This is a genomic window from Psychrobacter sp. ASPA161_9 (genome assembly GCF_051970275.1).
In the GTDB taxonomy this organism is placed as follows: Bacteria; Pseudomonadota; Gammaproteobacteria; order Pseudomonadales; family Moraxellaceae; genus Psychrobacter.
In genome coordinates, this window is sequence record NZ_JBEFNI010000003.1 from 126,530 (window position 1) to 152,566 (window position 26,037).

General features: G+C 41.0%; 21 protein-coding genes and 2 tRNA genes. 8 read left to right on the forward strand and 15 right to left on the reverse strand.

Annotated features, from left to right (window positions below; all coding sequences use genetic code 11):
• The first annotated feature begins 311 nt into the window (after positions 1 to 311).
• A complete protein-coding gene (locus tag ACTQ9S_RS05110; RefSeq protein ID WP_227514120.1) occupies positions 312 to 656 on the forward strand; it encodes an MCR_0457 family protein in 345 nt (114 codons plus the stop codon).
• Between the two features lie 514 nt (positions 657 to 1,170).
• A complete protein-coding gene (locus ACTQ9S_RS05115; RefSeq protein ID WP_068035003.1) occupies positions 1,171 to 2,337 on the forward strand; it encodes a D-alanyl-D-alanine carboxypeptidase family protein in 1,167 nt (388 codons plus the stop codon).
• Positions 2,338 to 2,472: 135 nt separating this feature from the next.
• Here ACTQ9S_RS05115 and ACTQ9S_RS05120 read toward each other — a convergent pair whose 3' ends face one another.
• The 12 genes from ACTQ9S_RS05120 to ACTQ9S_RS05175 form a co-directional block, all read right to left on the reverse strand.
• Positions 2,473 to 4,419 (reverse strand): sensor histidine kinase, encoded by a 1,947-nt coding sequence (locus ACTQ9S_RS05120; RefSeq protein WP_440454167.1) that lies wholly within the window; start codon positions 4,417 to 4,419, stop codon positions 2,473 to 2,475.
• A 164-nt stretch (positions 4,420 to 4,583) separates the two neighbouring features.
• Complete coding sequence (gene der, locus ACTQ9S_RS05125; protein WP_068326750.1) at positions 4,584 to 6,014, reverse strand: ribosome biogenesis GTPase Der; 1,431 nt, start codon at positions 6,012 to 6,014, stop codon at positions 4,584 to 4,586.
• Between the two features lie 345 nt (positions 6,015 to 6,359).
• On the reverse strand, positions 6,360 to 7,508 hold the full coding sequence (gene bamB, locus ACTQ9S_RS05130) for an outer membrane protein assembly factor BamB (protein WP_440454169.1): 1,149 nt from the start codon (positions 7,506 to 7,508) through the stop codon (positions 6,360 to 6,362).
• A gap of 178 nt (positions 7,509 to 7,686) precedes the next feature.
• Positions 7,687 to 8,505, reverse strand: a complete 819-nt coding sequence (locus tag ACTQ9S_RS05135; protein ID WP_082787168.1) for a YfgM family protein — start codon at positions 8,503 to 8,505, stop codon at positions 7,687 to 7,689.
• Between the two features lie 93 nt (positions 8,506 to 8,598).
• Positions 8,599 to 9,900, reverse strand: coding sequence for a histidine--tRNA ligase (hisS, locus tag ACTQ9S_RS05140; RefSeq protein ID WP_068034999.1), 1,302 nt, complete (start codon positions 9,898 to 9,900; stop codon positions 8,599 to 8,601).
• Positions 9,901 to 10,001: 101 nt separating this feature from the next.
• Complete coding sequence (gene ispG, locus ACTQ9S_RS05145) at positions 10,002 to 11,117, reverse strand: flavodoxin-dependent (E)-4-hydroxy-3-methylbut-2-enyl-diphosphate synthase (protein ID WP_068034998.1); 1,116 nt, start codon at positions 11,115 to 11,117, stop codon at positions 10,002 to 10,004.
• Between the two features lie 112 nt (positions 11,118 to 11,229).
• Entirely contained in the window at positions 11,230 to 12,066 is an 837-nt protein-coding gene (locus ACTQ9S_RS05150; RefSeq protein ID WP_440454171.1) for a RodZ domain-containing protein, read from the reverse strand.
• Positions 12,057 to 13,013: a type IV pilus biogenesis/stability protein PilW gene (gene pilW / locus ACTQ9S_RS05155; protein ID WP_440454173.1), complete on the reverse strand. Its 957-nt coding sequence runs from the start codon at positions 13,011 to 13,013 to the stop codon at positions 12,057 to 12,059. The genes ACTQ9S_RS05150 and pilW overlap by 10 nt, the downstream gene beginning before the upstream one ends.
• A gap of 216 nt (positions 13,014 to 13,229) precedes the next feature.
• On the reverse strand, positions 13,230 to 14,474 hold the full coding sequence (gene rlmN, locus ACTQ9S_RS05160) for a 23S rRNA (adenine(2503)-C(2))-methyltransferase RlmN (protein WP_440454175.1): 1,245 nt from the start codon (positions 14,472 to 14,474) through the stop codon (positions 13,230 to 13,232).
• Positions 14,475 to 14,958: 484 nt separating this feature from the next.
• Positions 14,959 to 15,390 carry a nucleoside-diphosphate kinase gene (ndk, locus tag ACTQ9S_RS05165; protein ID WP_440454176.1) on the reverse strand — a complete coding sequence of 144 codons (432 nt, stop codon included), beginning with the start codon at positions 15,388 to 15,390 and terminating at the stop codon, positions 14,959 to 14,961.
• Between the two features lie 339 nt (positions 15,391 to 15,729).
• A complete protein-coding gene (locus ACTQ9S_RS05170) occupies positions 15,730 to 17,019 on the reverse strand; it encodes an adenylosuccinate synthase (protein WP_440454178.1) in 1,290 nt (429 codons plus the stop codon).
• A gap of 147 nt (positions 17,020 to 17,166) precedes the next feature.
• The gene (locus ACTQ9S_RS05175) at positions 17,167 to 18,474 is read right to left on the reverse strand and encodes an ATP phosphoribosyltransferase regulatory subunit (RefSeq protein WP_440454180.1); all 1,308 of its coding nucleotides are present in this window, start codon (positions 18,472 to 18,474) and stop codon (positions 17,167 to 17,169) included.
• Between the two features lie 712 nt (positions 18,475 to 19,186).
• Between ACTQ9S_RS05175 and ACTQ9S_RS05180 the strand changes: the two genes are divergently transcribed.
• Both ACTQ9S_RS05180 and corA read left to right on the forward strand, forming a co-directional pair.
• Positions 19,187 to 19,576, forward strand: a complete 390-nt coding sequence (locus ACTQ9S_RS05180; protein WP_068034991.1) for a DUF2237 family protein — start codon at positions 19,187 to 19,189, stop codon at positions 19,574 to 19,576.
• 182 nt (positions 19,577 to 19,758) lie between these two features.
• Positions 19,759 to 20,973 carry a magnesium/cobalt transporter CorA gene (gene corA, locus ACTQ9S_RS05185; RefSeq protein WP_440454182.1) on the forward strand — a complete coding sequence of 405 codons (1,215 nt, stop codon included), beginning with the start codon at positions 19,759 to 19,761 and terminating at the stop codon, positions 20,971 to 20,973.
• Positions 20,974 to 21,102: 129 nt separating this feature from the next.
• On the opposite strand, the gene ACTQ9S_RS05190 is transcribed toward corA, so the two are convergent.
• Positions 21,103 to 21,657: a phosphate-starvation-inducible protein PsiE gene (locus ACTQ9S_RS05190; RefSeq protein WP_440454184.1), complete on the reverse strand. Its 555-nt coding sequence runs from the start codon at positions 21,655 to 21,657 to the stop codon at positions 21,103 to 21,105.
• A complete protein-coding gene (gene folD / locus ACTQ9S_RS05195; protein WP_440454185.1) occupies positions 21,650 to 22,564 on the reverse strand; it encodes a bifunctional methylenetetrahydrofolate dehydrogenase/methenyltetrahydrofolate cyclohydrolase FolD in 915 nt (304 codons plus the stop codon). The genes ACTQ9S_RS05190 and folD overlap by 8 nt, the downstream gene beginning before the upstream one ends.
• Before the next feature lie 845 nt (positions 22,565 to 23,409).
• Between folD and ACTQ9S_RS05200 the strand changes: the two genes are divergently transcribed.
• The 4 genes from ACTQ9S_RS05200 (at position 23,410) to ACTQ9S_RS05215 (ending at position 25,796) form a co-directional block, all read left to right on the forward strand.
• Positions 23,410 to 25,059, forward strand: coding sequence for a sodium:solute symporter family transporter (locus ACTQ9S_RS05200; RefSeq protein WP_203226594.1), 1,650 nt, complete (start codon positions 23,410 to 23,412; stop codon positions 25,057 to 25,059).
• A gap of 34 nt (positions 25,060 to 25,093) precedes the next feature.
• Positions 25,094 to 25,228, forward strand: a complete 135-nt coding sequence (locus tag ACTQ9S_RS05205) for a putative transporter small subunit (RefSeq protein ID WP_227514116.1) — start codon at positions 25,094 to 25,096, stop codon at positions 25,226 to 25,228.
• A 296-nt stretch (positions 25,229 to 25,524) separates the two neighbouring features.
• Positions 25,525 to 25,598, forward strand: a tRNA-Cys gene (locus tag ACTQ9S_RS05210).
• 111 nt (positions 25,599 to 25,709) lie between these two features.
• Positions 25,710 to 25,796 (forward strand) — tRNA-Leu (locus ACTQ9S_RS05215).
• On the opposite strand, the gene ACTQ9S_RS05220 is transcribed toward ACTQ9S_RS05215, so the two are convergent.
• Entirely contained in the window at positions 25,775 to 25,981 is a 207-nt protein-coding gene (locus ACTQ9S_RS05220; protein WP_440454187.1) for an SDR family NAD(P)-dependent oxidoreductase, read from the reverse strand. The genes ACTQ9S_RS05215 and ACTQ9S_RS05220 overlap by 22 nt on opposite strands.
• Positions 25,982 to 26,037 lie beyond the last annotated feature (56 nt).

Below are 26,037 nucleotides of genomic sequence, written 5' to 3' on the forward strand. Positions count from 1 at the left end.
TTTTTTCGTTACAATAGGCAACAACGAATAACAATAGACAATTATCTATTAAGGCTAATGTAACTTATGGGCAGATGCTACTGATATGTTGCTACGAATCGCCATCAGGTCACAAGACATCTACACATAAGCCAATATTTTATGTGACTTTTATTTTTTTTCCGATTACCATAACACCATTAAATAACGCAAAGCGAGTGTGATACCGAATGAAGAATCAATCGATATTAGCTATGATTTCTATAACGACAAAAACAGTTTCGAAAATAGCCTCAAAAGTTGGCCTTGTTGGATTGATAGCCTCTGTTACCATGTTAGCACAAACGTCTAATGCAGCTAATGGTAATGTCTCTACCATTCCTCTTGATATGTCTGGTGTTAGTATTACTAAACATGAGATTGCTGTTATGCAGGTACTGTCTGAGATTTGCCCACCGATGCTAAACAAAAGACAAAAACAACGGTTTTACAAATCTTATAATACACAGCTACATGAACTTATGCCTTCTTTAGAAGACCCTAAAGCGGCTATACAGTATTTGTCAACGCAGCAAGATTATCGTCAAATTCTACAAAGCATTCGTAGTTGGACTCTTGGATTCTCTAAACAAGACAACAAAGCGCTTTGTGAAGACTTAGCGAACGCAGAGTACTAATGACTGGCATACTGCCAACCTAGTAAAAACAAGTTTTAATGGTAATTTAGCTATAAGTAAGCTACTAATAAAACAATTATAAGAGCTTTTTTATACATAATAACTCACTGCATAATCGCTTTAACCCAAACTGAGCTTGCTACCCCTCACTCTGAAAGCTAAGAGTAAAGGGTAGCAAGCTTTTTTGTATTAAACCTTTATAAGACATTTGTACAAGTTTAAAACCTCTATATAACCTGCGTATAGTAAAGCCATCACTATCCTAAATAGTTTCTCGCATCTTTTAACAAATTAAATCTAAATGATAGTCATCATAGCTGTTGCTGTAGACTGTTTTTTAGACTATTCTTGCCCACATTGTCGACGTCTTATTTTATCGTATTTATTGTTTCCCCATCGGGTAGCATTTTGCTAAGATAAGGCCTTAATTTTATGTCCACCGTCAGCTTCAAATGCTTGTATCAGTATAGTTGGCGGTAGACGCATTGGGTTTCATGATGTGGTGTAACAATCTATGACAGTAAAGCTTGTAAAACAACAGCTCGTACAGCTGGTAGTTGGTGTTAGCTTATCTTTAAGTGCAGTAATGGCAAATGCCGCCATTCAACCACCGGAGATGGATAATACCGCCTATGTATTGATGGACTATAATACTGGTGAAATACTAGCGCAAAAAAACGCTAACCAGCCTCTACCACCAGCCTCATTAACCAAAATGATGACCAGTTATATCATCGAGCAGCGTTTAAGCTCAGGCGACTTGACCGAAGATGAGCAAGTACTGATGAGCAAAAACGCGTGGTGTCGCGGTAGCAGTAGCCAGTCTTGTATGTATGTGCCAGTGAACAAAACCGCCAGTGTCATCGATATGCTACGCGGTATCATCATTCAGTCAGGTAATGACGCATCAAAAGCAATGGCTGAGCATATTGCAGGTAGCGAAGCGTCATTTGCAATATTAATGAATGAACAAGCCAAAAAGCTTGGAATGGATAATACGCACTTTGTGAATGCAACGGGCATGCCTGATGAAGGTCACCAAGCATCAGCACTTGATTTAGCAAAGCTTGCGCGCGCTATCATTAAAAATAGCGGTGAGTACTATGACATCTATGCTGAAAAAGAATTCACCTACAATGGTATCACTCAAGGCAATCGTAATGCTTTACTTGCCACCGATCCTACCGTAGATGGTTTAAAAACGGGTCATACTGATGCAGCAGGCTACTGTCTGGTTGCCTCAAGTAACCGTGATGATATGCGTCTGATTTCTGTCATTATGGGTACAGAAAGCCAGCAAGCGCGTGCTGATCAGTCGCGAGAGCTGCTTAACTGGGGTTTTGGACACTTTACTACCGTGACTAAAGCACCGTCTGGTCAGTTTGTTAGCAAGCTACCAGTATGGTTTGGAGAAGCAGATGAGGTAGAGTTGGCAACAGGCGATACTCTACAAATTCTAACCAGCAAAACTCAGAAAAACAAAATCACTACTGTTGTTGATATCCCTGACAGCATAGAAGCACCTATCAAAAAGGGTCAACAAATCGGTAAAATGTTGGCAGTAATTGATGGTAAAGCAGTAGCTTCAGTGCCTATCGTAGCGACCAATGATGTCGAACAATCAGGCTTTATGAGCCGGATGTGGCAGCATGTGGTACGCTGGGCACAGAACTTGTTCTAAGTTTATTAGAATAATAGCCAGTCAATTATTTTTGATAAGCTTATAAACATAAAAAAGACGCTTCTAATCAAGCGTCTTTTTTTATTCCAGATATAAAGCTTGTTACTGCAAAACTTGATAGTTAATAGTTAAAAACTAGGCTAACCATTTTTTCAATAAAATAGTTAATACTTTAGGATCTTGTACCGTACTATGACAGTAATCTACCCCTGCGGCTTTTAAATCGTATTCAAAAATTTCTACATAATGCTCTTTATGTGGCGGATACCAATAAATTAATAGTGAGCGACAAGTAGTTTCCCGTTCACGAATACACTTGGCTAATTGAGCGACCTGTTCGGGTAATACCTCTTCTGCAAACATGATCGTATTTACTTTTGCTTTCAAAATATAATCCATCATCGATTGTCCGTTACGCTGGGATTTGACGTTAGCCCCAAGCTGCTTCAACGTTTGTACCGTAAAGCCCGCTTCATCGTGATGGTAGTAAACAATATCCATTCCTTTTAAGAGATTCTGGTGTTGAGTCTGACTTCTATAACGCAGGGGCATTGTAACAATGAACTTACTACCTGTACCAAGCTCACTATCAACTTCAATTTCTGCACCAAGTAATTGGATAATTTGTTTAATAACTGACAGTCCTATTCCTACCCCTTCATGCTCACGAGTATCTGACGAGTCAACTTGGAAAAATGGAGTGAAAATATCTTCTAAGTAGGTTTTATCAATACCAATACCTGTATCAATAACTTTAATTTGCCAGCGAATACTCTCATTAAAATGTGTTAGCTGAGAATCAATAACAACTTGGCCTGTATAAGTAAATTTAATCGCATTGTCTATCAAAGTAGTTAAGATTTGCTGAATCTTAGTCACGTCCCCTTCAAGGGTATATTCTACGTGATGAATACGGCTAATTAACTCTAGATCTTTTTGTCTAGCTGTGGGCTCGAATTTTTCTATCAAGTCGGCAATCATTTGTAATGGATTAAATTCACTTAAACTGACGATCATCTGGCCTTTTTCTATCCTATTTAGCTGAATAATCTGTTCAAGCGTTAATTCTAAATGATGACTTCCTTTATGAATGATGGCTAAGGTGTCTTTTTGTTCATCGTTGAGATATTGATTGTCCAATAACTGCAAACCACCTGTAATAGCATTGAGTGAAGTCTTTAGCTCATGAGTAATCATGTTTTGAAAATTGGAGCGCTGCATATCAAGAGACAAATCCTTGTTATGTAGCTGCTGCTCAAAATCTGCAAGGTCACGATAGTCTTGCTGTGCGGCTCTTAGTCGATCAAATAAAATAATAAAGGCTTTTTTTATGCGTATCAGCTCTTCAAATCCGAAACGCTGTTGAATAGTTGGTAGTTGTTCAAGCTCAGGGTTGTTGGCTGCCGTTTCGCATACTTTTGCAAGCTCAATAATATCTTTGGTCGGCCAATTAAGTTTACGCAAGACAAACCAAACAATAGAGATAGCCAGAACAATGGTCGCAAACCACGATAACAGATTAATGCGTATCCAGTACCAACGCAGCTTATTGATATCTAAGGTAATATTGATATAGCCAACTAAGGTATTACGAGCTGCCAGTTGAGTCGTTGACATAGTCGTATCTTCAGCTTCAACAGATAATATACTAGGAAGTTGTTGACTGGAGTTAGCACGCTGAATACTATTGCCACTAAGGTAGCGACTAGTAACTGGATAGTTAAAGCTGACCGTATCAGCAATCAAAGCGTTATACCAATTGTTGCTCACGCTATCGATATCATCTTGACCCAAGGAATCAATAGGATCATCAGTCGAATAAAACAGAATACTTTGTAGAGTCGGGTCACTATCTAACAATGTACTTACTTGTCTGGCAACAAGATTAGCACCATCAGGGATTGAAGCACTATTTGCAAGCATCTCACCCAATTGCTGAACATGGAGACGTTTTTGTTGATAGCTATAAACAAAGGCATAGACGAAAGACAATAAGAAGCCTGCCAAAACTGCCACAATGATAGCTTGCAATACGGAACGACGTATAATCGTGGGTATGTTTGTAGGAAGACTTGTACTCATGTTAATCAATCAACTCATGGCGGCTATTACTTATAGTACCTCATAAGTGTATGGATCGTTTGTTTTAGGATGCGTGGTAAGGATAGAAAGTACTTATACTAGTACCATCTTCTCAATTTATTTGGCCTAAAGACCTCTATTGCAGAGGTCTCTAAACATATTTCTTATCGTTTTTTATCAGTGCTTTTATTATTCTTTGAATACTTTTGCTTGCGATTACGCTGGCGCTGAAGCAATTGTTGTGCTTTAGCCTTGGTTGGCGTATCACTCTTATTAGCATATGGATTTTCGTTGAGCTTAAAGACCACGTTAAGCGGTGTACCTTCAAGTTTAAACACTTCACGGAATTGGTTTTCAAGGTAGCGCTGATAACTCTTAGGTAATGAGCCAGTTTGATTACCATGAATAACAATTACCGGTGGATTATGGCCACCAATATGAGCATAACGCAGTTTAATACGGCGGCCTGCAACGGTTGGTGGCGGGTTCGCAGTAACAGCATCTTCTAAAATCTGCGTCAAACGATTGGTAGACACTTCAAACATAGAAGACTGATAAGCACGTAAAATGGATGGATAAAGATTACCCACACCCGTACCATGCAATGCTGATATCAAATGCACTTTTACATACGGTATGAAATTAAAACGACGATCCATCTCAATTTTTATATAGTCTCTTTGATCATGAGTTAAACCATCCCACTTATTAATGGCGACTACTAATGCTCGGCCTGCATCAAGTGCATAACCAATCATATGCAGATCTTGATCCACTATACCTTCTTGCGCATCGATAACGATGACAGTAACGTTAGAGTCTTCGATAGCTTGTAAGGTTTTAATAACAGAGAATTTTTCTACTTTTTCATCAATACGGCCACGGCGACGTACACCTGCAGTATCAATCAATACATAGTTTTTACCATCGCGCTTATAAGGAATATAGATACTATCTCGCGTGGTACCAGGCATATCGAACACAACAACCCGATCCTCACCTAATAGACGATTCACAAGCGTAGATTTACCTACATTTGGACGACCAATAATAGCGAGCTTTAGACCATCTGGCTCTCCAGCATCTACGTCTTCAGGCATATCAGCAGTAATTACTTCTAAAAGATTGCCGACACCGCGACCATGGCTGGCAGCCATTGGATAAGGTTCACCCAATCCTAGTGCATAAAATTCTGCAGGCGCAGCATCATGAGCGCCATCGACTTTATTGGCGACAACATATACAGGCTTGCCTAAGCTATGCAAGAACTTACCGATTTCTGCATCGGCACCAATCATGCCTACGCGCGCATCAACTACAAAGACAATAATGTCAGCTTCATGGATCGCGGTATGTGACTGCTCAGACATATAGTCATCAATATCACCTCTTCCATCGTCTGCTTCACCGATACCACCAGTGTCCACAACGATAAATGACTTGCCTTCATAGGCAGCATCACCATACTGGCGATCACGAGTCAGACCTGATAGGTCGGCAACCAAAGCCTGACGACTCTTGGTAAATTGATTAAATAAAGTAGATTTACCTACATTGGGACGGCCAATTAGGGCGACCACGGGCTTGATACTCATGCGTTACTCTCAATGACGGACAATAATGACAACAAATACGTGTCATATTACCGCAAACTTAAATGAATGATAAAGATAAAAAATAATAATAAGGGATAACAGTCTGTGATTGGATAGATAATGCATTAATCGTATGAGACAGTCCGCTAGTTATAAATAACTGCACCTATATAAGGGCGCATAGATTACGCGAAACGTACTGTCTATACAAGGCATTAAACGCTGACAAGGCAGCGTTTAAATTATATAAAGCTATTATTAGATACTCTTACTAAGAAAAATAACCGAGTAACGCAATCTAATAAGTTACAAACAATAAGTTAAAACAACAATAGATTTAAGTATTTAACGTGCTAACTGCCATATTGCTACTTGACCAGAGACACTTTGAGTCATTAAACGACTACCCTGTACTTGCAAGTTAGTTAACGCACCTTTAGTCTGTACTCGGCTAATAATATCGCCAGTTGCAGGATTAAATAAATGCACTACCCCTTCAAGGTCACCAACAGCGATATAGTTTCCAATCATGACAGGGTTGGTCAAATCGCGATAAGCAAGTGCTTCACTTTCCCACAATACGTTACCATTAATACGATCGTATGCAACGACCTTACCTTCTAAGCTGGTTGCAATGACTTGTTTGTTATTCACAGCAAGTGCTTTTAGACTAGCAAGTTCGTTAACAAACATGACCTGACGTGACGTTAAATCAATCCCAAGCAACTGACCACTATAGCTAATTGCATATAACTGATTATTATCAACGATAGGCATGCCATCGACATCGCTCATACGTTCAACTTCACTACTACCAGTACCTACACCAACACGTCTTGACCACTGTGGTAAACCACTATCGGTCGTGATAGCGTGCAGGCGGCCATCAGCAGTAGCCAGTAATGCCGTTTTGTCATCTAATAAGGTTGGCGCTGCGCTACCGCGGACACTAATAGCTGGGACTTGAGTCGCAAACTGCCATATCGATTGACCAGTCTGTAAAGATAAGCCATGTAAAAATCCATCATTAGCAGATAATACCACACGGTTATTACTAATCAGTGCAGGCGTGAGCACGGAACCCGATAGTTGATGCTCCCAGTGCTTAGCACCCGTAGCGCTATCGAACGCCATTACTAAACCATTACGTGTACTAACAATAGCAGTTTGACTTAATGGATCTAGTGCCACACCGCCCGTGATTTGATTGCCAACATTCATTGACCATAAACGCTGACCAGTACTATCAAAACCTGTCACCTCACCACCACGTGATGCCGTGACAATCTGTGCATTGCTATAGCCAACTTGTAGAGCAAGAGGGTCTTTTTTACTGGCTTTTTTATTACCAACATCAACGCTAAATACAGGCTGAAGCACACTAACAGGTTGTGCAATTTGCACCAGTTTGACTGGATCATGTACCACTGGCTTGATACCACGGTTACACCCAACGACAGCGGTCGTCATCAGCGCCAAGACTGCCACATTCATGACAGTCGACTTTATGGTCTTATTTTTTATCGTTTTGCTGAAGCGAATAGATCGGGTCATTGTATGTTCTCACTACGAATAAATTAACTATCGATAAACGGGCTATAAATTGAGAAGCTGCGAATAAATAGCACCATAATTGTCTGTAATATACATTACTATTTATTATACTGCTGATTTACTGCGCTGCTTGGTCAGAAACGTTACTATTGTTAACGCTATCATTAACGTTAACATTAGGATTTTGTGTTGCTGTCTCAGGTATAGCAGCTGCTTGAATAAGGCTAGCTGGCTCGCTAATTGGTTCAGGAACAATACCAAGACTCTCCATCTTTAATGCCAATACTGCTCGAGTTTCTTGACGTTTACTGATGAGATTCCAAGCATTAGTATAAGCTTTGATAGCAGCATCTTCATCATTTTTTGCTAAGTAAATATCACCTAGCAACTCTTGTTGGCTGGCCTCAAAGGAGCTTGGCATATCATTATTAGCTTCTGCTAAAGCTGCATCTGCATCACCTGCAGATAATAGCGTCTCTGCATAACGTAAGCGCGTAATAGCACTTAAGCCTGCATCACCCAAATCTATTGCTAGAGCTTTTTTCAAAGTTTCGGTAGCACCAGTAAAATCATCGCTATCGACCTGCTGACGAGCTTTAATCATTAATGCTTGCCAAGCATAGACTGAGTCCCCATGCGTGCTAACTAGTGCATCGATATCTTTATTGAGCTGGGTACGACTAGCAGCAAGTGCAGTCAATGCCTCAGCCTCTAAATCTGGGTTTTGTGCTGCTAGACTAACTTCTTCATTGAGCCTTTGAATATCCGCATAATGATCAGCGGCAACGGTATCTACCCGTGCATGGTTATCTTGCCAGTATGTCCAGCCAAAATAGCCTGCTAATGCTAATAATATAGCTGTGAAGATATAGCTACCATATTGCTTAAGCGCTTGCATCGAGTTGTCTGTATTTGGCGACTGGGTATTCTGAGCCATGGTTATTTACCTGATAAAATCTAGTTGCTAAAATCTAATTGCATAACAGCAAGTGGTTGTCTATTACATCGCTGCACTTTATTATTGAAACTATTACAGACGCGTAAAATTCTCTGTTATTGCCAGCCAATCCTGTGCCACTGATTGCTGATCACCGGTCTGCATATTTTTAATGCTAATCGTATTATCGTCAAGCTCCTGCTGCGCAATAATAACAGTCAATGCTGCACCTGACTTATCAGCCTTTTTCATTTGTGCTTTCATACTGGTCGCACTCGCCATCTTAACTCGTAAATCTGGACGGCTATGGCGTAAGTCTTGTGCATAACTGAGACCCGAGCTATATACTTCTGGATGGGCAACGACAAAAACATCGCATGCTGATGTAGGTGGCATAGGGTTAACAGCATCAATGAGTAGCAATAAGCGCTCAAGCCCCATCGCAAAACCAACAGCAGGTTCAGATTTAACAGGTTTTTTATTATCCTTGTCATCACGAGCATCTATTGATTTTAGCTGACCGACTAAGCCGTCATAACGTCCACCTGCACAGACAGTCGCTTGACTACCAAGCTTATCAGTCACCCATTCAAAAACTGTTTTGTTATAGTAATCGAGACCGCGTACTAAATGCGGATTGATTTCATAATCTATACCTAGCGTCGTCAAATAAGCTTGAACCTGCTCAAAGTGCGCTTTACTCTCAGCTCCCAAAAAATCGGCAAGTTTGGGTGCGTCAGTGAGCAGCGCCTGTGTGCTTGCTTCTTTACTATCTAAAATTCGTAGCGGATTGGTGGTCAAGCGGCGCTTACTATCATCATCAAGCTGATCTTGCTTGTCTGTTAAATAAGCAACCAGAGCATCGCGATAAGCGTGACGCTCATCAATCTCACCCAAACTATTTAGCTGCAAGCGCATCTCATCTTTAAGACCCAGCTCTTGCCACATCAGCTGCGTCATCGCAATCAGCTCAGCATCAGCATCTGGTAACGCACTGCCAAAGCTCTCGACCCCTATCTGATGAAACTGACGGTAGCGACCTTTTTGCGGGCGCTCATAGCGAAACATAGGACCGATATACCAAAGCTTTGGTGTATCACCGCGCAGCAAATTGTGTTCAATGACTGCACGTACTGCTCCCGCTGTACCTTCTGGGCGCAAGGTCAAAGGTGTTGGCGGCTCAGACTTATCAGCGAAGCTATACATCTCTTTTTCGACGATATCCGTAGCACCGCCAATAGCACGAGCAAATAAATCAGTCTGTTCAACGATTGGCAAACGAATATTCTCGTAACCGTATCTAGCCAATACGTTTGCCAACACTGCTTCTAGTTGAAGCCACTTTGCTGCCTGTTCCGGCAGAATATCATTAAAACCTTTAATAGCTTTGATCATGATTCGGTTATATCCTTAAATATTACAACAATTGTCTTTATTGTTATTCTTGTCGTTACTATTTACCGCCATTTACAATAGTAAGTATTTTACGCTTCGCCTTACTTTACTCTAATAATCTCATTCTCACGCGATTTCTCAAGCTCTCTTGCATGAGCGCGTACCATGCTTTCTATTTCATCAACGAGATTGTCGGTGTCGATAAGATGGCTCTTTTGACCCATGCGGTATACCAATGACTTTGGTGATGCGCCGACGATACCAATATCAGACTCTTTTGCCTCTCCTGGACCATTCACTTTACAGCCAATTACTGACAAATTCATCGGCTCGCGTACATCTTCTAAACGCGCTTCTAAAGCAGTCATTACTCTAATCACATCAAACTCTTGACGTGAGCAGCTTGGACAAGCAATAAAGTTTACGCCATTAGAACGAATATTAAGCGACTTTAAGATATCAAAGCCGATTTTAATCTCTTCTTCTGGCTCTGCTGCCAAGGAAATACGAATAGTATCGCCAATGCCGTCTAATAATAAACCACCAAGGGCAATAGCAGATTTGACTGCGCCAGTACGGTATACACCAGCTTCAGTCACACCCAAATGTAGCGGATTATCAATCTGTGCTGATATTAAGCGATAGGCATCTAAAGTTAAAAACACATTGCTCGCTTTGACTGATACTTTATATTGGTCGAAGTTTAAACGCTCCAATATGTCAATATGACGCATGGCAGATTCAAGCATCGCCGCACCAGTTGGTTCAGTATATTTACGCTGAATATCTTTCTCTAAAGAACCTGCATTGACCCCAATACGAATAGGAATATTATGATGCTTAGCACAAGCTACGACTTCGCGTACTTTAGCATCACTACCGATGTTGCCCGGATTGATACGTAGACAATCTGCGCCAGCTTCAGCAACCGCAAGTGCAATCTTATGATCAAAATGCACATCAGCGACCAATGGTACGCTAACCAGCTTGCGAATCTTACCGAACGCTTCGACCGTCTCCATCGTTGGCGTAGATACCCGCATAAAATCTGCGCCTGCCTCAACACAGCGCTCAATCTGTGCGACTGTCGCTGCTACATCACAAGTGTCAGTATTGGTCATGCTTTGCACACTAATCGGTGCATCGCCGCCAATCGCGACATCACCGACATAAATCTTTTTGGTAGGACGGCGAGTAATAGGCGATGACGTTGACATATAAAATCCTTCAATCAGAGCAAAAGATAAGAGAATATTAGCAGTCTAAACTTTTAATAAACTTGTTATAAAAAACTAATAATAGCGCTAAAAACTGATAGTAAGTCACCTATTAAGGCGACAGTGCAAAACTTGCTTGCTTATTAGTGGCATATTCATTTAACGCAACAGATTCTTGATTAAGTAATAAGCTTACATTATCAGTGTTATCAATTTGAATATTGAATGGCGGTGTACCTAGCAGCTTATAATTGCCACGAGCTTGGCTACCTGTCATGAGACTGTTCCCAGACGCATCAGTAATGGTTACATTAGCATCATCTGTGATGTCAACGTCTAATGAAACTTTACTCATATCATTAGCACTATCTAAATTAAGTGCTGAACCTGACGCCCCGACATCATCTAAACCAGTACTATCGAACTGGCTATTAACCGCTGCCCCTTGCGCTTGTTCCGATGCAGATAAGTCCTCAACTTCCGTCACAGGCGTGCGGTTATCTTGGCTGGCATTGGTCACCATGCGGAATAAAAATACCGCTAAGATAATAAGACCTATTACTGCAAGAATAAGTAATGGGTTAAAGCGAATACGGCTACGACTATCACGCTGCAACGTTCCCATTGGGCGCAATGGAGTATCAATATTATTTACCGATCGGGCTTTAAGGTCGTTTGGATAAGAAGCATCAAAACTTGTCGCAATTTTTGTAGGGTCTAGATCTAAAAATTTTGCATAGTTGATTGCAAAACCACGTGCAAAAGTCACCTGTGGTAAAGCGGCAAAGTTTTCGTCTTCTAGCGCTTGCAGATGACGCTCTAAGATGAACAACTCACTTGCTACTTCTTTTAAACTAATTTGCTTAGCTTTACGGGCTTGCTGCAACATGGCACCAAATGATCCCTGAGCGTTAGATTGATGATTTGATGATGGGTTGTTCATTTCCATGGTGCCTCTGGATTGTTAAGCCAAGTCTTAAGTTGTTTTGCTTCATCACTTAATGGATAAGCGGATAGCAGCTGCTGTGCCAATTGTTGGCGCGTGGTTCTGTCATTTTGAGCGGCAGCAAGTTTGATGCCTTGCAATAACAAACGCGGGCTAATACCTTGGCCTTGCACAAGCAATAAAGTCTCATCATAGAGTCTTTGTGCTTGCTGCACACGTTGCTGCTCAAGCAATAAGTCAACCAGCTCAATATGAGCAATCAAGCTATTACGATTACCATCTAAGGCACGTAAAAATGCTTTGGCTGCGGCTGGATTATTATTAAGCTGTAAGTAAGTACGTCCTAGGTTCTCAAGTGCGCCAATACGCCCTTCATAACCAAGTGCTGCACCTGCAATTTCAAACTGTTCTGCGGCCTCAGTATAACGCTTCATCTGTGATAGATATACGCCATAGTTATTACGCACTTGATCAAAATCTTTATCAAGCGCAATCGCTTTTTTGAAGTATTGATCGGCTTTTTCAAGGTTAAGGCGGCTGCCTTCTTGCTGCAACAAAACGCCCATCATATCATAGGCTGGCGCATATCGGCTATCAGCAGCAAAAGCTTTTTCAAGTTGACGCTGAGCAGTATCAAGCTCATTTTTACGAATGTATTGTGCGGCAAGTGAAGTACGCACGCGAGCAATCTCTTGCTTATCAAGGTTGCGGTTATCACTTGGCTGCGTTGAAGTTTGATAACGGGTACTGCCACTCAAACCATCTGTTGGCGTACTTTGGCAACCTGTTAGCAATAACGCCATAATGGCACTAGCAACTAGCAGACATTTTGGTCTGCTAAGCGCAGTATGAAGTGTTTCTTGATACGTGATCACTGTTGCGGACTCATTCATTGATAAAGGAATTTTGCGCTGAGTCTTGAGTTGACAAGAGTATTTAGAAATCATCATAGCCGCCATCATAAAACTAAGTTTCAGTACTGTGAGTTTAGCACTAGGGTTTCAAACAGCCATTAGTTTAATGGATTTAGACCCCTTAAGTACAATTTAGTTACTATGACTACATTTTTATTGTTATGAAGGCTATCTAATACGATCTATAAAATGAAAAGAAAGCTTAGCCTTTATCTGCGGTTAAGCCTTCATTCGCCATATATCTGCTATTTATCAAACAGTTGCATCGTCTTTAATACCGCGATTTTTAATACTTTGCTGCCATGCTGCCGAGCGTCTGGTTCGATCTGCCACTTGTCCCACTAACTGACCACAGGCCGCATCAATATCATCACCACGCGTCTGGCGAATAGTACAGACAAAACCCGCTTCGCTAAGAATATTACTAAAAGCGTGAATGCGGTTGTTACTTGATTTATCGTAAGGCGCATGCGGGAACGGATTGAACGGAATAAGGTTAATCTTACTTGGCAAGCCTTCTAATAGCTTAACCATTTGTTCAGCGTGCTCATTGCTATCGTTAACACCATCTAACATGACGTATTCGATGGTCACGTGTTTTTTATGACGCGGATTAACATCATAAACATAGTTTTTTGCAGCAGCGATTAGCTCACTCAAAGGATACTTTTTATTGATTGGCACAAGCTCATTACGCAGCTCATCATTTGGCGCATGTAACGAGATAGCCAGTGCTACGTCAATATCTTGTGCTAATTGGTACATTTTAGGTACCACGCCTGAGGTTGACAAAGTCACTCGACGTTTTGATAAACCATAAGCGTGGTCGCTGAGCATTAGCTCCATTGAGCTAACCACTGGTTTATAATTTAATAATGGCTCACCCATGCCCATCATGACTACATTGGTCACGTTGTTTTCCCACAAGCTATGGTCAACATTTTCTAAACTATCATTGTCATCAGTCATATAAGAAGCATTGGCCACCCATAGCTGTCCGATAATCTCAGCAGCGCTTAAATCACGCTCAAAGCCCTGTTTACCGGTACTACAAAAGCTACAGTCAAGTGCGCAGCCCACTTGTGAAGATACACATAAAGTCTTGCGCCCATTTACCTTGCTATCATCCGCTGGAATTAGCACCGTCTCAACCAATGAGCCACCTGTCACTTCAAAGACCCATTTACGCGTACCATCCTCACTATATTGACGATGAATAACTTTTGGTGGGGTCACACAGGCATGCATAGACAGCTTATCGCGCAATGATTTACTCAGATTAGTCATCTGCTCAAAGTCAGTAACACCTTGCTGATATATCCACTTAACCACTTGAGTGGCACGGAAAGGCTTTTCACCGATGCTCTTAAAATAATCAGCAAGTTGGGCTTGCGTCATTCCCAATAAATTGGTTCTTGCCTGCGCTTCATCTACTAGCTTGATGCTACCAGTAAGCTTGTTGGGCACGTGCTTAGTGGGTGTTTGAATCGTTGACATAATAGGTAACCTTTTAGCATAAGCCATGAGCGTAGTTGTACAATTAGATGATGCATTGAGCAATCCGTTATGAACGCAATACTTGTCCTATACAGAGTACGAATAGTAATCTACAGCGACAATGTGCTGATAAGGGATTGATAACGCTAATTAAATGATTAAAAATTAATAATGAGGCACATAGCGATAAATTTCAACAAAAACAACCGATAAGCATTAATAATGCTTCGATAAATAACAGCGCTGTTGATAAAATATCTAAATTATCGATAATAGATGAAACGGCCTATACCCTATTGAGTATAAGCCGTTTTGCTACACTACTAATTAATACTGAGCGTTGTTAATGCTTAGGCTTACAGCTTAACAATCACAGCTATAGTGAATCAAATATAAGACTGACACTAGAAAGACGAGAGAAAATCGTACATTTAGTACATTAAGCGAGTCTGACAACGTAGCAGTTTATAGTTGGTTTACTATATTAACGCGTACGTGCACAAACTTCATCATCATTGAAAAAATAGCTAATTTCACGCTTAGCTGATTCGGCTGAATCTGAACCATGAACCGCATTTTCATCAATGCTGCTAGCAAAATCAGCACGGATAGTGCCTTTGTCTGCATCTTTTGGGTTAGTTGCACCCATGATTTCACGATGTTTAGCGATAGCATTTTCGCCTTCTAGTACTGATACCAATACTGGACCTGACATCATGAAAGATTTTAGATCATTGTAAAATGGACGCTCAGCATGCTCAGCGTAGAAACCACCTGCTTTTTCATCATCAAGTTGCATCATTTTAGCAGCAACAATTTTTAGACCAGCTTGTTCAAAACGGTCATAGATAGCGCCGATGTGGTTGCCAGCAACAGCGTCAGGTTTGATGATAGATAAAGTACGTTCGTTAGCCATGAAAAGCTCCTAATAAATGATAAGTTAAATAAAAATGAAATCGCAATTAATTTATTCTTTGATCACAACGTTGACTTGGTCTGACTTAGATTACTCATGGTTTATCAATACAAAAACACAAGCGTCAACACAGGATTGCTGACTATTATAATGATTGACGCTATAAATGATAGGGGCAATTTATAAATGCAGCTTACTTAAACGTAAACTTAGCATTCATTAAACGTTAACACTTGCATGGTGTGCCAAAAATTTACCTATACCTTTAATGTCTTATAAATAAAAAACCCCAACACTTATGCATCAGGGTTTTATCGTTCAATAATTCAGTCTATTTACTTACGCATCATACGGGTCACGTAATACGATAGTCTCTTCGCGGTCAGGACCGGTTGAGATGATATCGATAGGACAATCAATCAATGCTTCGATACGCTTGATGTATTTTTTAGCGTTCTCTGGTAAGTCGTCATAGTTAGTAATACCAACAGTTGACTCGCTCCAACCTTGTAGGGTCTCATACTTTGGTGTCACTGACTCATAAAACTCAGCATCATGCGCGCCTGCACATTCAGTCTCAGGTAAGTTATAACCCACACCAATTAATAGCTCTTCTAAACCGTCTAATACGTCAAGCTTGGTCAAGCAAATACCTGACATAGAGTTCAGTACGACAGCACGGCGTAGCGCTTCGGCATCGAACCAACCACAGCGACGTGCACGTCCTGTCGTCGCACCAAATTCATGACCGACTCGCGCTAAGTGGGCACCAACATCATCAAACAATTCTGTTGGGAACGGACCGCTACCAACACGTGTAGTGTAGGCTTTAGTGATACCAAGCACATAATCTAAATATAATGGCCCAATACCAGTACCGGTAGATACGCCGCCTGCCGTGACGCTTGAGCTGGTCACGAACGGATAAGTACCATGGTCGATATCAAGTAACGTACCTTGTGCACCTTCAAACATTAAGTTTTTTCCAGCCAGACGCAATTGATTAAGGTCTTCGGTCACATCAGTAACCATACCTCTAATCTCTTCTTTCCACTCTTGGCAAAGCTTGAACGTCTCATCAAAATCAATCGCATCAACTTTATAATACTGAGTCAATTGGAAGTTATGATATTCGATTAAGTTACGTAGTTTCTCTTCTAGGTCATCACGGAATAAGTCCGCAAGCTTAATAGCACGGCGCGCCACTTTGTCTTCGTAAGCAGGACCGATACCACGACCTGTCGTACCGATTTTACCTGTACCGCGCTTGGCTTCACGAGCTTGATCTAGTGCCACATGGTAAGGCATGATGAGTGGGCAATTCGGTGAGATACGCAGACGCTCACGTACTGGTACGTTGTTGTCTTCTAGCTCTTTCATCTCTTTTAACAATGCGTCAGGTGCTAACACCACACCGTTACCGATGAAGCAGGTGACGCCTTCGCGTAGGATACCTGATGGAATCAAGTGCAAGATAGTGGTTTTGCCATCGACAACCAAGGTATGACCTGCATTGTGGCCACCTTGAAAACGCGCTACTGCTGAGGCTTTTTCAGTAAGTAAATCAACGATTTTACCCTTACCTTCATCGCCCCATTGGCTACCTAAAACTACGACATTCTGACCCATGATTAATCCTTACAATGATTTATTAGATGCATAGCCTGTCTATTATCGAACAGCTATACGGTAACAATTTAAAAAACTAAGCGAAAAGTAGTGCTTTTTTTGACAACATTATCTTTTGATAAAATTATTTTTTGACGAACAGCTTAATTAAATAGCGGTTAATTGCCATTGGTTATTAACGATGCTTAAGCGATGCGTGATACCCTGAGGACAATCGTGCGCATCTAGCGGTACAGTCACGCGATAACCCTGCTGGCGCAAGCTATCAACTTGCTGTTGTAATGTCTGTTTTTGTGCGCTGTCCGTATTACTGACGGTATCATAATCAACGATAACGACCATCGGAGCGTCTAGTTGAACATGTGCTAATAAGCGGCTGACATCCATACTAAAGCCAGTGGCTTCGCGCAGCTGGCTACCTGTTAAGTGATCACCGCTCTGCATACCATCAAAACGCCCACCGCGTACTAATGGTTGGGTTTCACTATTGATGTAGCCGTTGAATACGATACCTGTATGATAATGATAGCCTGAAAGTTCAGTGACATCGATACTGACATCGCAATTCCATTGCTCTTGCAGATGCGTTTTTAAGCGTTGAAGCTCATCGACCGCCGTAGCAATATCAACATCTTGTTGAGCGGTATCTGAAAGCTTAGCCAATAGCTGTGTCATATCATGACCAAAGCGCGCTAATGCATAAAAGTCACTACCCATTGGCAGTGCTTGGCAGACGCGCTTGAGCTCTGGCAAATTCTTATTTGCATATAGGTGCATCAGCTGCTTGGTATCATTCTCTGGCAGATCTGCTAATACGGCTAAACGTTTAAATATGGCTACATGACCTAAATCAATATGCAAGGCTGCACTCATGTTTAAATCATTAATCATCGTAAACAGAACGTCTATCAGCTCAAAATCTGCACTGAGTGAGGCACAACCAAAGATCTCAGCACCCAATTGTAATGGCGTACGCGACCCAAACAGTCCTGATGGCAATGTATGAATGACATCGCCTGCATAACAATAACGCGCAATACCGTTGCCACCATGATGCGCATCAATACGCAAAATCTGCGGCGTGATATCCGCACGTACTCCCATCAAACGACCTGTGAGCTGGTCGATAATCTTAAACGTCTGGCGCTTCAGATCTTCTGATGCATCACTAAGTAGTGACTCAGTGAACTCAATCATCGGCGGACATACGAGCTGATAGCCATGAGTGATGAGCTGCTGGGTTAGTTGATGGCGAAGCACTTCTTGCTTTTGTGCATCCTCAAATAACACATCAACCACACCGTCAGGTAGCAGCCAACTATTGGCGACTTCTGCAGTAAAATTACTTAGATAAGGTAGATGATTGGGTACGCTACTGTTATCAGCATGCTGAGTAGTGGCATTATTTTCAGGGCGTGATTGGACGGGTACAGCTGAATCAGAACTGGCAGACACAATAAATCCTTGTTTGGCGTATCGCTTACCAAAAAACGCGGCATGATAAGGTTATATTTACGAACATATCAACGATGAATACTGTAAATTTTTGACAGTTTTTTAACGCGCAACATCATTGACCCAATTATTTATAAACAAACTAGGTAACCGCAAAAAGGGTGAGTAATAAGTATTAGTTAGGATGATAAGACGAGTATCTTTGTGCGCTAATAAAATATGATAAATCATCAGGGCACTTTATGTTTTAGTTTATCATAGCAGCTAGGGTTCGCCTAGTCACAATTCAAATCAATGTGTTCTGAATGGTCATAAATATCTGGTAGTCTCGATGCCATTTACTCTAAGCTATAGTCGTCATTTTTTATGGTTTCCGCTACTGATAAATAGTAAGCGAAAGTTATCATCTATGCTCTACACGTCACTATACGGGTTATTTGAGTAGGATATTTGATTGACGTCTTCTTGATAGACTCATGTTACACTAGCGCATGTTCGATGCTGTCAGTAAGCATTGTAATACTACAGTTTATTCATGAATAACAGCCACTGATAGCATTACTACGATTTGGCAATACGCTATATATAATTGGTTATCAATAAAAGGCCACTTTATAAAGTATTTTTGCAATAAATAACCAACTGCACAAGCCACTCATTGCAAAAAAGCAATTTACCAACCCCTATAAAACCACTTAATTTCGGAGACCTTATGTCATCTGACTACCATCCTAACCCTGCTATTAATCAAACCAATGTATTAGGTACTGCCCTCGCCAGCTGCTGCTTTGACCCTATTACTGGCTACTATCGTAATGGATTTTGTCATACTGGCAATCATGATGTCGGTCAGCATACTGTTTGTGCCAAGATGACCAGTGAATTTCTTAACTTTTCCTCGAGTCGGGGCAATGACTTGATTACGCCTCTACCAGAGTATAATTTTCCTGGCCTAAAACCTGGTGATTACTGGTGTATCTGTGCGCTACGTTGGGTTGAGGCATTAGATTTTGATATCGCGCCAAAATTAAAACTAGAAGGCTGTCATGAAAGTCTATTGACCCTAGTCGATATTGAAACCTTAAAACGCTACGCACTATAAATTCAACATTATCTATTGAGACTGATTAAGTTTGTTTAGGCTGACTAATTTACGTCGTTACGTCATATTCTAGACATTCTTTAATCAAGATATTGTTATGAAAATTTTATAAGCGTTTTATAAACATAGTCTTTATTGTTAATTTTCTACTGGGTTCTTATGACGATATTAAGGGAGGGTGTATGAACCGCAATGACGATCTACTAGTCAGGACGAATACTCGTATCACACCTGACTCTAATGTCAGCCGTATTTATTCTGATGTCAACGACGAGCATCCTTATCTAAATAGTTATGACAGCTATATCTACGGTGATGTCGATGCGACTGCCGAAGATACTATTGAAACGATGACTGTTTACGATCCTGACTCTGAACGCTATGAGGATATAGATTTATCTAGTGCTGACGAGGTAGTCAATTGCTATGCCTATTCTCGTAAAACGGGCGAGCAGCTTGATCAGGTAGCACTTAATGATGTCAATAAATCCCTGAGTAACAGTGGTCAGTTTATTTGGCTTGGTCTTTATGATCCAAGCTTAGAAACCATGGTAAAAGTCCAAAATGCCTTTGACTTGCATGAGTTGGCGATTGAAGATGCCTTTGCAGACCATCAGCGCGCCAAAGTCGAAAACTACGATAACGATATGATCTTTGTAGTGCTACGTACGGCTAAACTTGAAAACAATATTATTCGCTACGGCACTACAGCAATATTCATGGGCAAAAACTATCTGATTACCATTCGTAACGGCCCTTCTAACTCTTATGCGCCGGTACGTGAACACTGTAACCGTCGGCCTGAAAAGCTACGGATGGGACCCATATTTGTACTCCATGCTGTCCTCGATTTTATCGTTGATAACTATATGCCGGTCACTGATCGCTTAGGCAGTTATTTGCGTGAGCAAGAACGCTATGTATTTACCTATGAATTTAATAAAAGCACCCTAAAAAACCTATATGAGCTTAAGTCGCAACTGGTCCATATGCGTGCAGTTATTTTGCCAGTACAAGATATCTGTAGCTTCTTTATTAATCATAAAAAAAGCGATTTAGTTTCAGCATTTTCTCAAGCGGCTAAACCCTATTTCCGCGACGTTAATGACCATTTATTACACTCTTTAGATGCTATCAACGGTCTGAACGAGATGCTCAATGTAGTGATGAACACCTATTTAGCTATGGTCAATATGGGGCAGAACGAGGTCGTACGTAAGCTTGCTGCATGGGCAGGTATCTTGGCAGTACCAACGGCAATCGCTGGTATATATGGGATGAACTTTGACTTTATGCCTGAGCTACACTGGCAGTACTCTTATTTAATAATTATGCTATTTATCCTGTCATTATGTAGTTATCTATACTATAACTTTAAAAGATTAAAATGGTTATAGCTTGCACTGCCAAGTACACGAATGGCAGGCACAAGAATTTTAAGCATAAAAATACCCCATAAGTTGTGTCCAACTTATGGGGGTCGGTTCAGGTTATCCCTTTTTTATTGATAAATCATCTATCAATGACTATTTATGACGATTTTTTGCACTCTCAACACTAGGCAAGTGATGCTCGGTACTGGTGCTCTGATGATCATCTAAATAATCTTCAGGACGACCAAACATTTTTGCCGTCCAAGTAAGGATAACAACAGAGGCACTTAAAACCATGATAGCGACAGAAATAGTCGCCAATAACCATAGATGAAAATAGTCTGATACCGCCTGTACATCAACGACCAAATGTCGTGACAGCGCGGTAATGGCAATAAATATCAAAAACTGTACTGGCAGACGATGAGTCTTAAAATAAATACCAATCATCGCCAGTAGTTCAAGATAGATAAACAGCATCAAGATATCTTTTAAATCTGCTGAGCCTTTTTGCACAATCACCAAGAACTCTTTACCAGCCGTCCAAACTACCACCACACTGATTAAAAATAAGATAATGTAGTGGCAAATATCAACAAACTCTCTACCGATATATTGCAGACGCTCATGAATATCTACATTCGTCTTCGCCATTTTAGGTTCAGGATCTTTATTTAATGACGGTTGTGGCTCGGAAGATTCACGCATCAGCTGATGCTAAACCGGCTGACTTTTCAGCAGCATCGACCGTTTGACGGATGAGCGTATTGATAGTCATCGGACCAACACCACCCGGTACTGGCGTATAAGCACTGGCGATATTCTCGACGCCGTGCATCTCGATATCCCCTACGCCGCCATTGTCAGTGGGATGAAAGCCTGCATCGATTACGACAGCACCCTTCTTTATCCATTCCGCTTTGATCAGCTCCGGCACGCCTACCGCGCCAACGACAATATCAGCACGATTGATATGAGCAGCTAGATTTTCTGTCTTTGAATGGCAAATAGTCACCGTACAGTTGGCATTCAATAGCATCATCGCCATCGGCTTACCCAAGATAGCACTACGCCCTACTACCACCGCTTCTTTGCCTGCAAGCTCAATATCATAATGGCTTAACAAGTGCATAATACCTTGCGGTGTACATGAGCCATAGGCTGACTCTTGCATACTCATACGTCCAAAGCCAAGACAGGTCACCCCATCCACATCCTTCGCAAGATCTATCTGCTCAAAACATGCACGCTCATCAATATGGCTAGGTACAGGATGTTGCAGTAAGATGCCATGTACATCTGGGTTGCTATTGAGCTCGTCTATCTTAGCCATAAGCTGAGCTGTCGTAGTCACACTTGGCATCTCTACTCGGATAGAGTCCATACCGACACGCTTACAGGCATTGCCTTTCATACGCACGTAAGTGGCAGAAGCAGGATCATCACCGACCAATATCGTCGCTAAGCTTGGTGTACGTCCAGTCTTATCTTTAATAGCATCGACACGAGTACGCAGTTCTTGCTCTATTTGTTTAGCAAGTGCTTTGCCGTCTAATAATATGGCAGACTCGTGATCAGACGTCATCGTCGTTTCAGTTGGCGAGGCATTTGACATAGTAACTCCAATAGATAAAGCGATAAGGAAAATGATAGCAGCGTCGGCCACTATTTTGCTTGGTAACCGTAGATTAGCGCTCGCAAACTGTAAGCATATGTGTCTCACGCATTATACAATATTGAGGTGATAATCATGCTGATAAACATATCAAAAAATAGCGACTGTATTAAGCTGGGCATTGTACCTATTTTGCGACCAAAAGCCCAGCCACCAACATAACTTAGGTCAAAATTAATGCAAAATCTAAAGATTTTTTTATAAAAAAACTAATGTAAACCCTATTAATATTAGCGATTGAAAACAGTTAATTATCGACTTTTAATTGTTAAATCTCTCGAAAATTTGGGATTTAATACTCAATAGTGTTACTCTGTTGACACGCAAATGTTACTTATCCTTAACTTAGATGTAGTTTTATTTATCAATACTAAGATGCATATGCATGTAAAACGTACGTTACGCTAAATAACAACTCTACTATTTTCTATGTATCACATGCAATTGGTTAGTATTTCTATGCTACCAACTTGCCTATCACAAATAATAAGTGCTTATCTAATAAATACTTATTCGTAGTAACTACTAAGAAATGCAAGTTTATACGCTATTAGAGTGATTCCATTATCAGACGCAAGTCATGAGTCACGCCTCTACTCTTCGTATATAACGCTTTCGTAGTATGTTCTGCTGACCGACTGTTAATAAAGCAACGGCCCTGTGTATCAATAGCACGAATGTTGTTGGGCTGCTTATTAAATTCATCATAGTTGGGACTATAAATTATAGTACCAGCTTTTTTTTATCTAAAACAATTGCGAGGTATGAATTTGAAAACTGAGTCATTGTTCCAATTTTCGGCACTTACCATCATTTTATTATTGGTGGCGTTTTATGGTGGTACGTATCTGCTGTCTTTGTTGATTAAGAAAGACAAAGAATCTACCACAGGATTTATGGTTGCAGGCCACGGTGTTGGCTTCGGGATGGGCGCGGCAAGTATGACCGCCACGTGGATTTGGGCGGCATCGTTTTATGCCGCTGCTACATCCGGCTATAAATATGGCGTATCAGGACCGCTACATTATGGCTTTTGGGGCGCATTAATGATTTTGTTCATCTACCCCTTTGGTATGCGCTTTCGTGAGCTGGCACCCAATGGACACACTTTAGGCGAGCTTATTAATGCCCGTCATGGCGCATCAAGCCAATTAATTTTAGCCATATCTAACCTTATGGGCAGCTTAATTAGCTTGATGGTCAACTTTACGGCAGCCGGTGCATTAGTATCAGTATTGTCACCACTGTCCTTTCAGACAGGTGTAATGATCGCTGGTGTTGGTGTCCTAAGCTACACTTTAACCTCAGGGTTTCGAGCATCGGTCTTTACTGATTTTGCCCAATTAATCGCGTTAATGGCGATTGGTGTCGTTATTATTCCTGCGATACTATTTTCAATGGGTGGGCCCGAGGCAATGGTCAGCGGATTATCAAACCTGACTTTACAGCAGCAAGATATATTTTCATCTGAAGCGTTTTTTCAGCAAGGTGCGCCTTATTTTGTAGCAGTGTTAGCTTATGCCATTGGTAATCAAACGATTACTCAGCGGCTATTTGCAATTGATAAGACTAAGATTAAAGCGACCTTTATTACTGCCACTGTTGGTTATGCCGGTATTGTCATTGGTCTGGGTATGATTGGACTTATGGCGCTAACCGTTGGTGTTGAGCCATTAGATGGCAACATGAATAACTTAATTCCGCAGATGGTTAGTATGTATCTGCATCCAGTATTTATTGCACTGTTCTTCATTTTGGTTATTGGCGCATTGTCCTCGACTGCCGATTCTGATTTGTCAGCGTTATCGACTATTATGATGGCCGATATTTATGCAAAGAATATCGCCAAAGGTCGCGTAAAGCCAAAAACAATGATGCTTGTTGGTCGTTCGACGATGATTGTTGCCACGGCAGCAGGACTTATCTTTGCCAGCTTTAAGCTTGATATCCTCGTGATGCTCGTCTTCGTTGGGGCGCTATGGGGTGCGATAGTATTCCCTGTGATTGCCAGTGTGTTCTGGAATCGCGTGACTAATGTTGCCTTCACCACTTCTGTCATTGCCGCGCTTATTTTCTTCTGTATTGCGCGCTTTGAGCTAATACCGATTACTGGCGTGACTGCGCTCTTCTTTGAAGTGATGGCAAGTGTCGGGGGTGCAGTGGTGATCGGTCTTATGGTCTTTGGTTTCTTAGGCCGTAAGATGGGTATGGGTGCTGCCGTTATTACGCTCATATTGATGCTTATATATGCAACAGGCTTCCTGCGTCAATATATGATATTGGTCGCTTCGTTAACGGCTTACGGTGTGAGTACTGTGGTCTGTATAGCGATTAGCTTGATGGGCAATGAACACTTTGACTTTGATTTAATCAAACAACGAGTCGGTGATTATGACAAGCCTAAAGTAAACGTAAAACCGGTAACAGACGCTTAAATACACAACTTAATAATTACTTTAAGGAGCTATCATGGACAATACATTTATTTACGGCTTATATATTTTAATTTGGCCCGTGATTACCCTTGCAGTGCTCGTACTGATCTGTACTGCAACTTATCGCGATCTGAAAAAATCACGCCGTAATAACAAAGATATCGTCTAAACTTAACGTTTAGCTATCTAATTTTAAATAATTGTCATCATTAAGCTTAGTCTTGATAGTGATATCATCAACGAAAGGCCACACTCAGTACGAACGGTGTGGCTTTTTTATAGTCATCAAATAAGATCAGCAATAACTTTATAGGTCAGGCGTAATAATAGGTGGGGCTTAATGATTTTACGCCTACATACTCAGCCAAATCTTGTAAAATACTATCATTAAATGAATTAAAATCAGTTTGGTTAAAAAATGTCTTGTAATTTAAAATATTTTTGCTAATATAGTCCTCCTTGATTGGCTGGATGGCAGAGTGGTCATGCAGCGGACTGCAACTCCGTTAACGCCGGTTCGATTCCGACTCCAGCCTCCAATTATTTATTAACTTTATGTTAATTTTGGCTTGCATTATTAGCATAACCGTTTATAATGCGACCACTTATCTAAGAAGTAGAAAGCTTACTGAATAGATATTACAAGTTTTGCCCGGGTGGTGAAATTGGTAGACACAAGGGATTTAAAATCCCTCGCTAGCAATAGCGTGCCGGTTCAAGTCCGGCTCCGGGTACCATTATAGTAGTACGAAAAACCGCAAATCATTATGATCTGCGGTTTTTTTATGTCTGATATTCTATACTGTCCTGTTCTATCTATCCTAAGTACATCTGATAAGCCAATAACACCAAACTTGGAAGCACAGTATCCTGCATATTCATAGCACCCCATTAATCCAGTCATGGAAGATATCAGTACCAATTTAGGATGCTATTTGTTTCTAGCTTCCTTTAAGTAAGGTGTGGTACTCATTTTCA

Excerpts from the sequence above, each read along its gene's own strand:
- hisS (WP_068034999.1), bottom strand. The coding sequence starts at position 9,900 with ATGATCAAAGCTATTAAAGGTTTTAATGATATTCTGCCGGAACAGGCA.
- ACTQ9S_RS05115 (WP_068035003.1), top strand. The coding sequence starts at position 1,171 with ATGACAGTAAAGCTTGTAAAACAACAGCTCGTACAGCTGGTAGTTGGT.
- der (WP_068326750.1), bottom strand. The coding sequence starts at position 6,014 with ATGAGTATCAAGCCCGTGGTCGCCCTAATTGGCCGTCCCAATGTAGGT.
- ispG (WP_068034998.1), bottom strand. The coding sequence starts at position 11,117 with ATGTCAACGTCATCGCCTATTACTCGCCGTCCTACCAAAAAGATTTAT.
- rlmN (WP_440454175.1), bottom strand. The coding sequence starts at position 14,474 with ATGTCAACGATTCAAACACCCACTAAGCACGTGCCCAACAAGCTTACT.
- ndk (WP_440454176.1), bottom strand. The coding sequence starts at position 15,390 with ATGGCTAACGAACGTACTTTATCTATCATCAAACCTGACGCTGTTGCT.
- ACTQ9S_RS05110 (WP_227514120.1), top strand. The coding sequence starts at position 312 with ATGTTAGCACAAACGTCTAATGCAGCTAATGGTAATGTCTCTACCATT.
- ACTQ9S_RS05120 (WP_440454167.1), bottom strand. The coding sequence starts at position 4,419 with ATGAGTACAAGTCTTCCTACAAACATACCCACGATTATACGTCGTTCC.
- ACTQ9S_RS05180 (WP_068034991.1), top strand. The coding sequence starts at position 19,187 with ATGTCATCTGACTACCATCCTAACCCTGCTATTAATCAAACCAATGTA.
- ACTQ9S_RS05135 (WP_082787168.1), bottom strand. The coding sequence starts at position 8,505 with ATGGCTCAGAATACCCAGTCGCCAAATACAGACAACTCGATGCAAGCG.
- ACTQ9S_RS05150 (WP_440454171.1), bottom strand. The coding sequence starts at position 12,066 with ATGGAAATGAACAACCCATCATCAAATCATCAATCTAACGCTCAGGGA.
- bamB (WP_440454169.1), bottom strand. The coding sequence starts at position 7,508 with ATGAATGTGGCAGTCTTGGCGCTGATGACGACCGCTGTCGTTGGGTGT.
- ACTQ9S_RS05205 (WP_227514116.1), top strand. The coding sequence starts at position 25,094 with ATGGACAATACATTTATTTACGGCTTATATATTTTAATTTGGCCCGTG.
- ACTQ9S_RS05170 (WP_440454178.1), bottom strand. The coding sequence starts at position 17,019 with ATGGGTCAGAATGTCGTAGTTTTAGGTAGCCAATGGGGCGATGAAGGT.
- ACTQ9S_RS05190 (WP_440454184.1), bottom strand. The coding sequence starts at position 21,657 with ATGCGTGAATCTTCCGAGCCACAACCGTCATTAAATAAAGATCCTGAA.
- folD (WP_440454185.1), bottom strand. The coding sequence starts at position 22,564 with ATGTCAAATGCCTCGCCAACTGAAACGACGATGACGTCTGATCACGAG.
- pilW (WP_440454173.1), bottom strand. The coding sequence starts at position 13,013 with ATGATGATTTCTAAATACTCTTGTCAACTCAAGACTCAGCGCAAAATT.
- corA (WP_440454182.1), top strand. The coding sequence starts at position 19,759 with ATGAACCGCAATGACGATCTACTAGTCAGGACGAATACTCGTATCACA.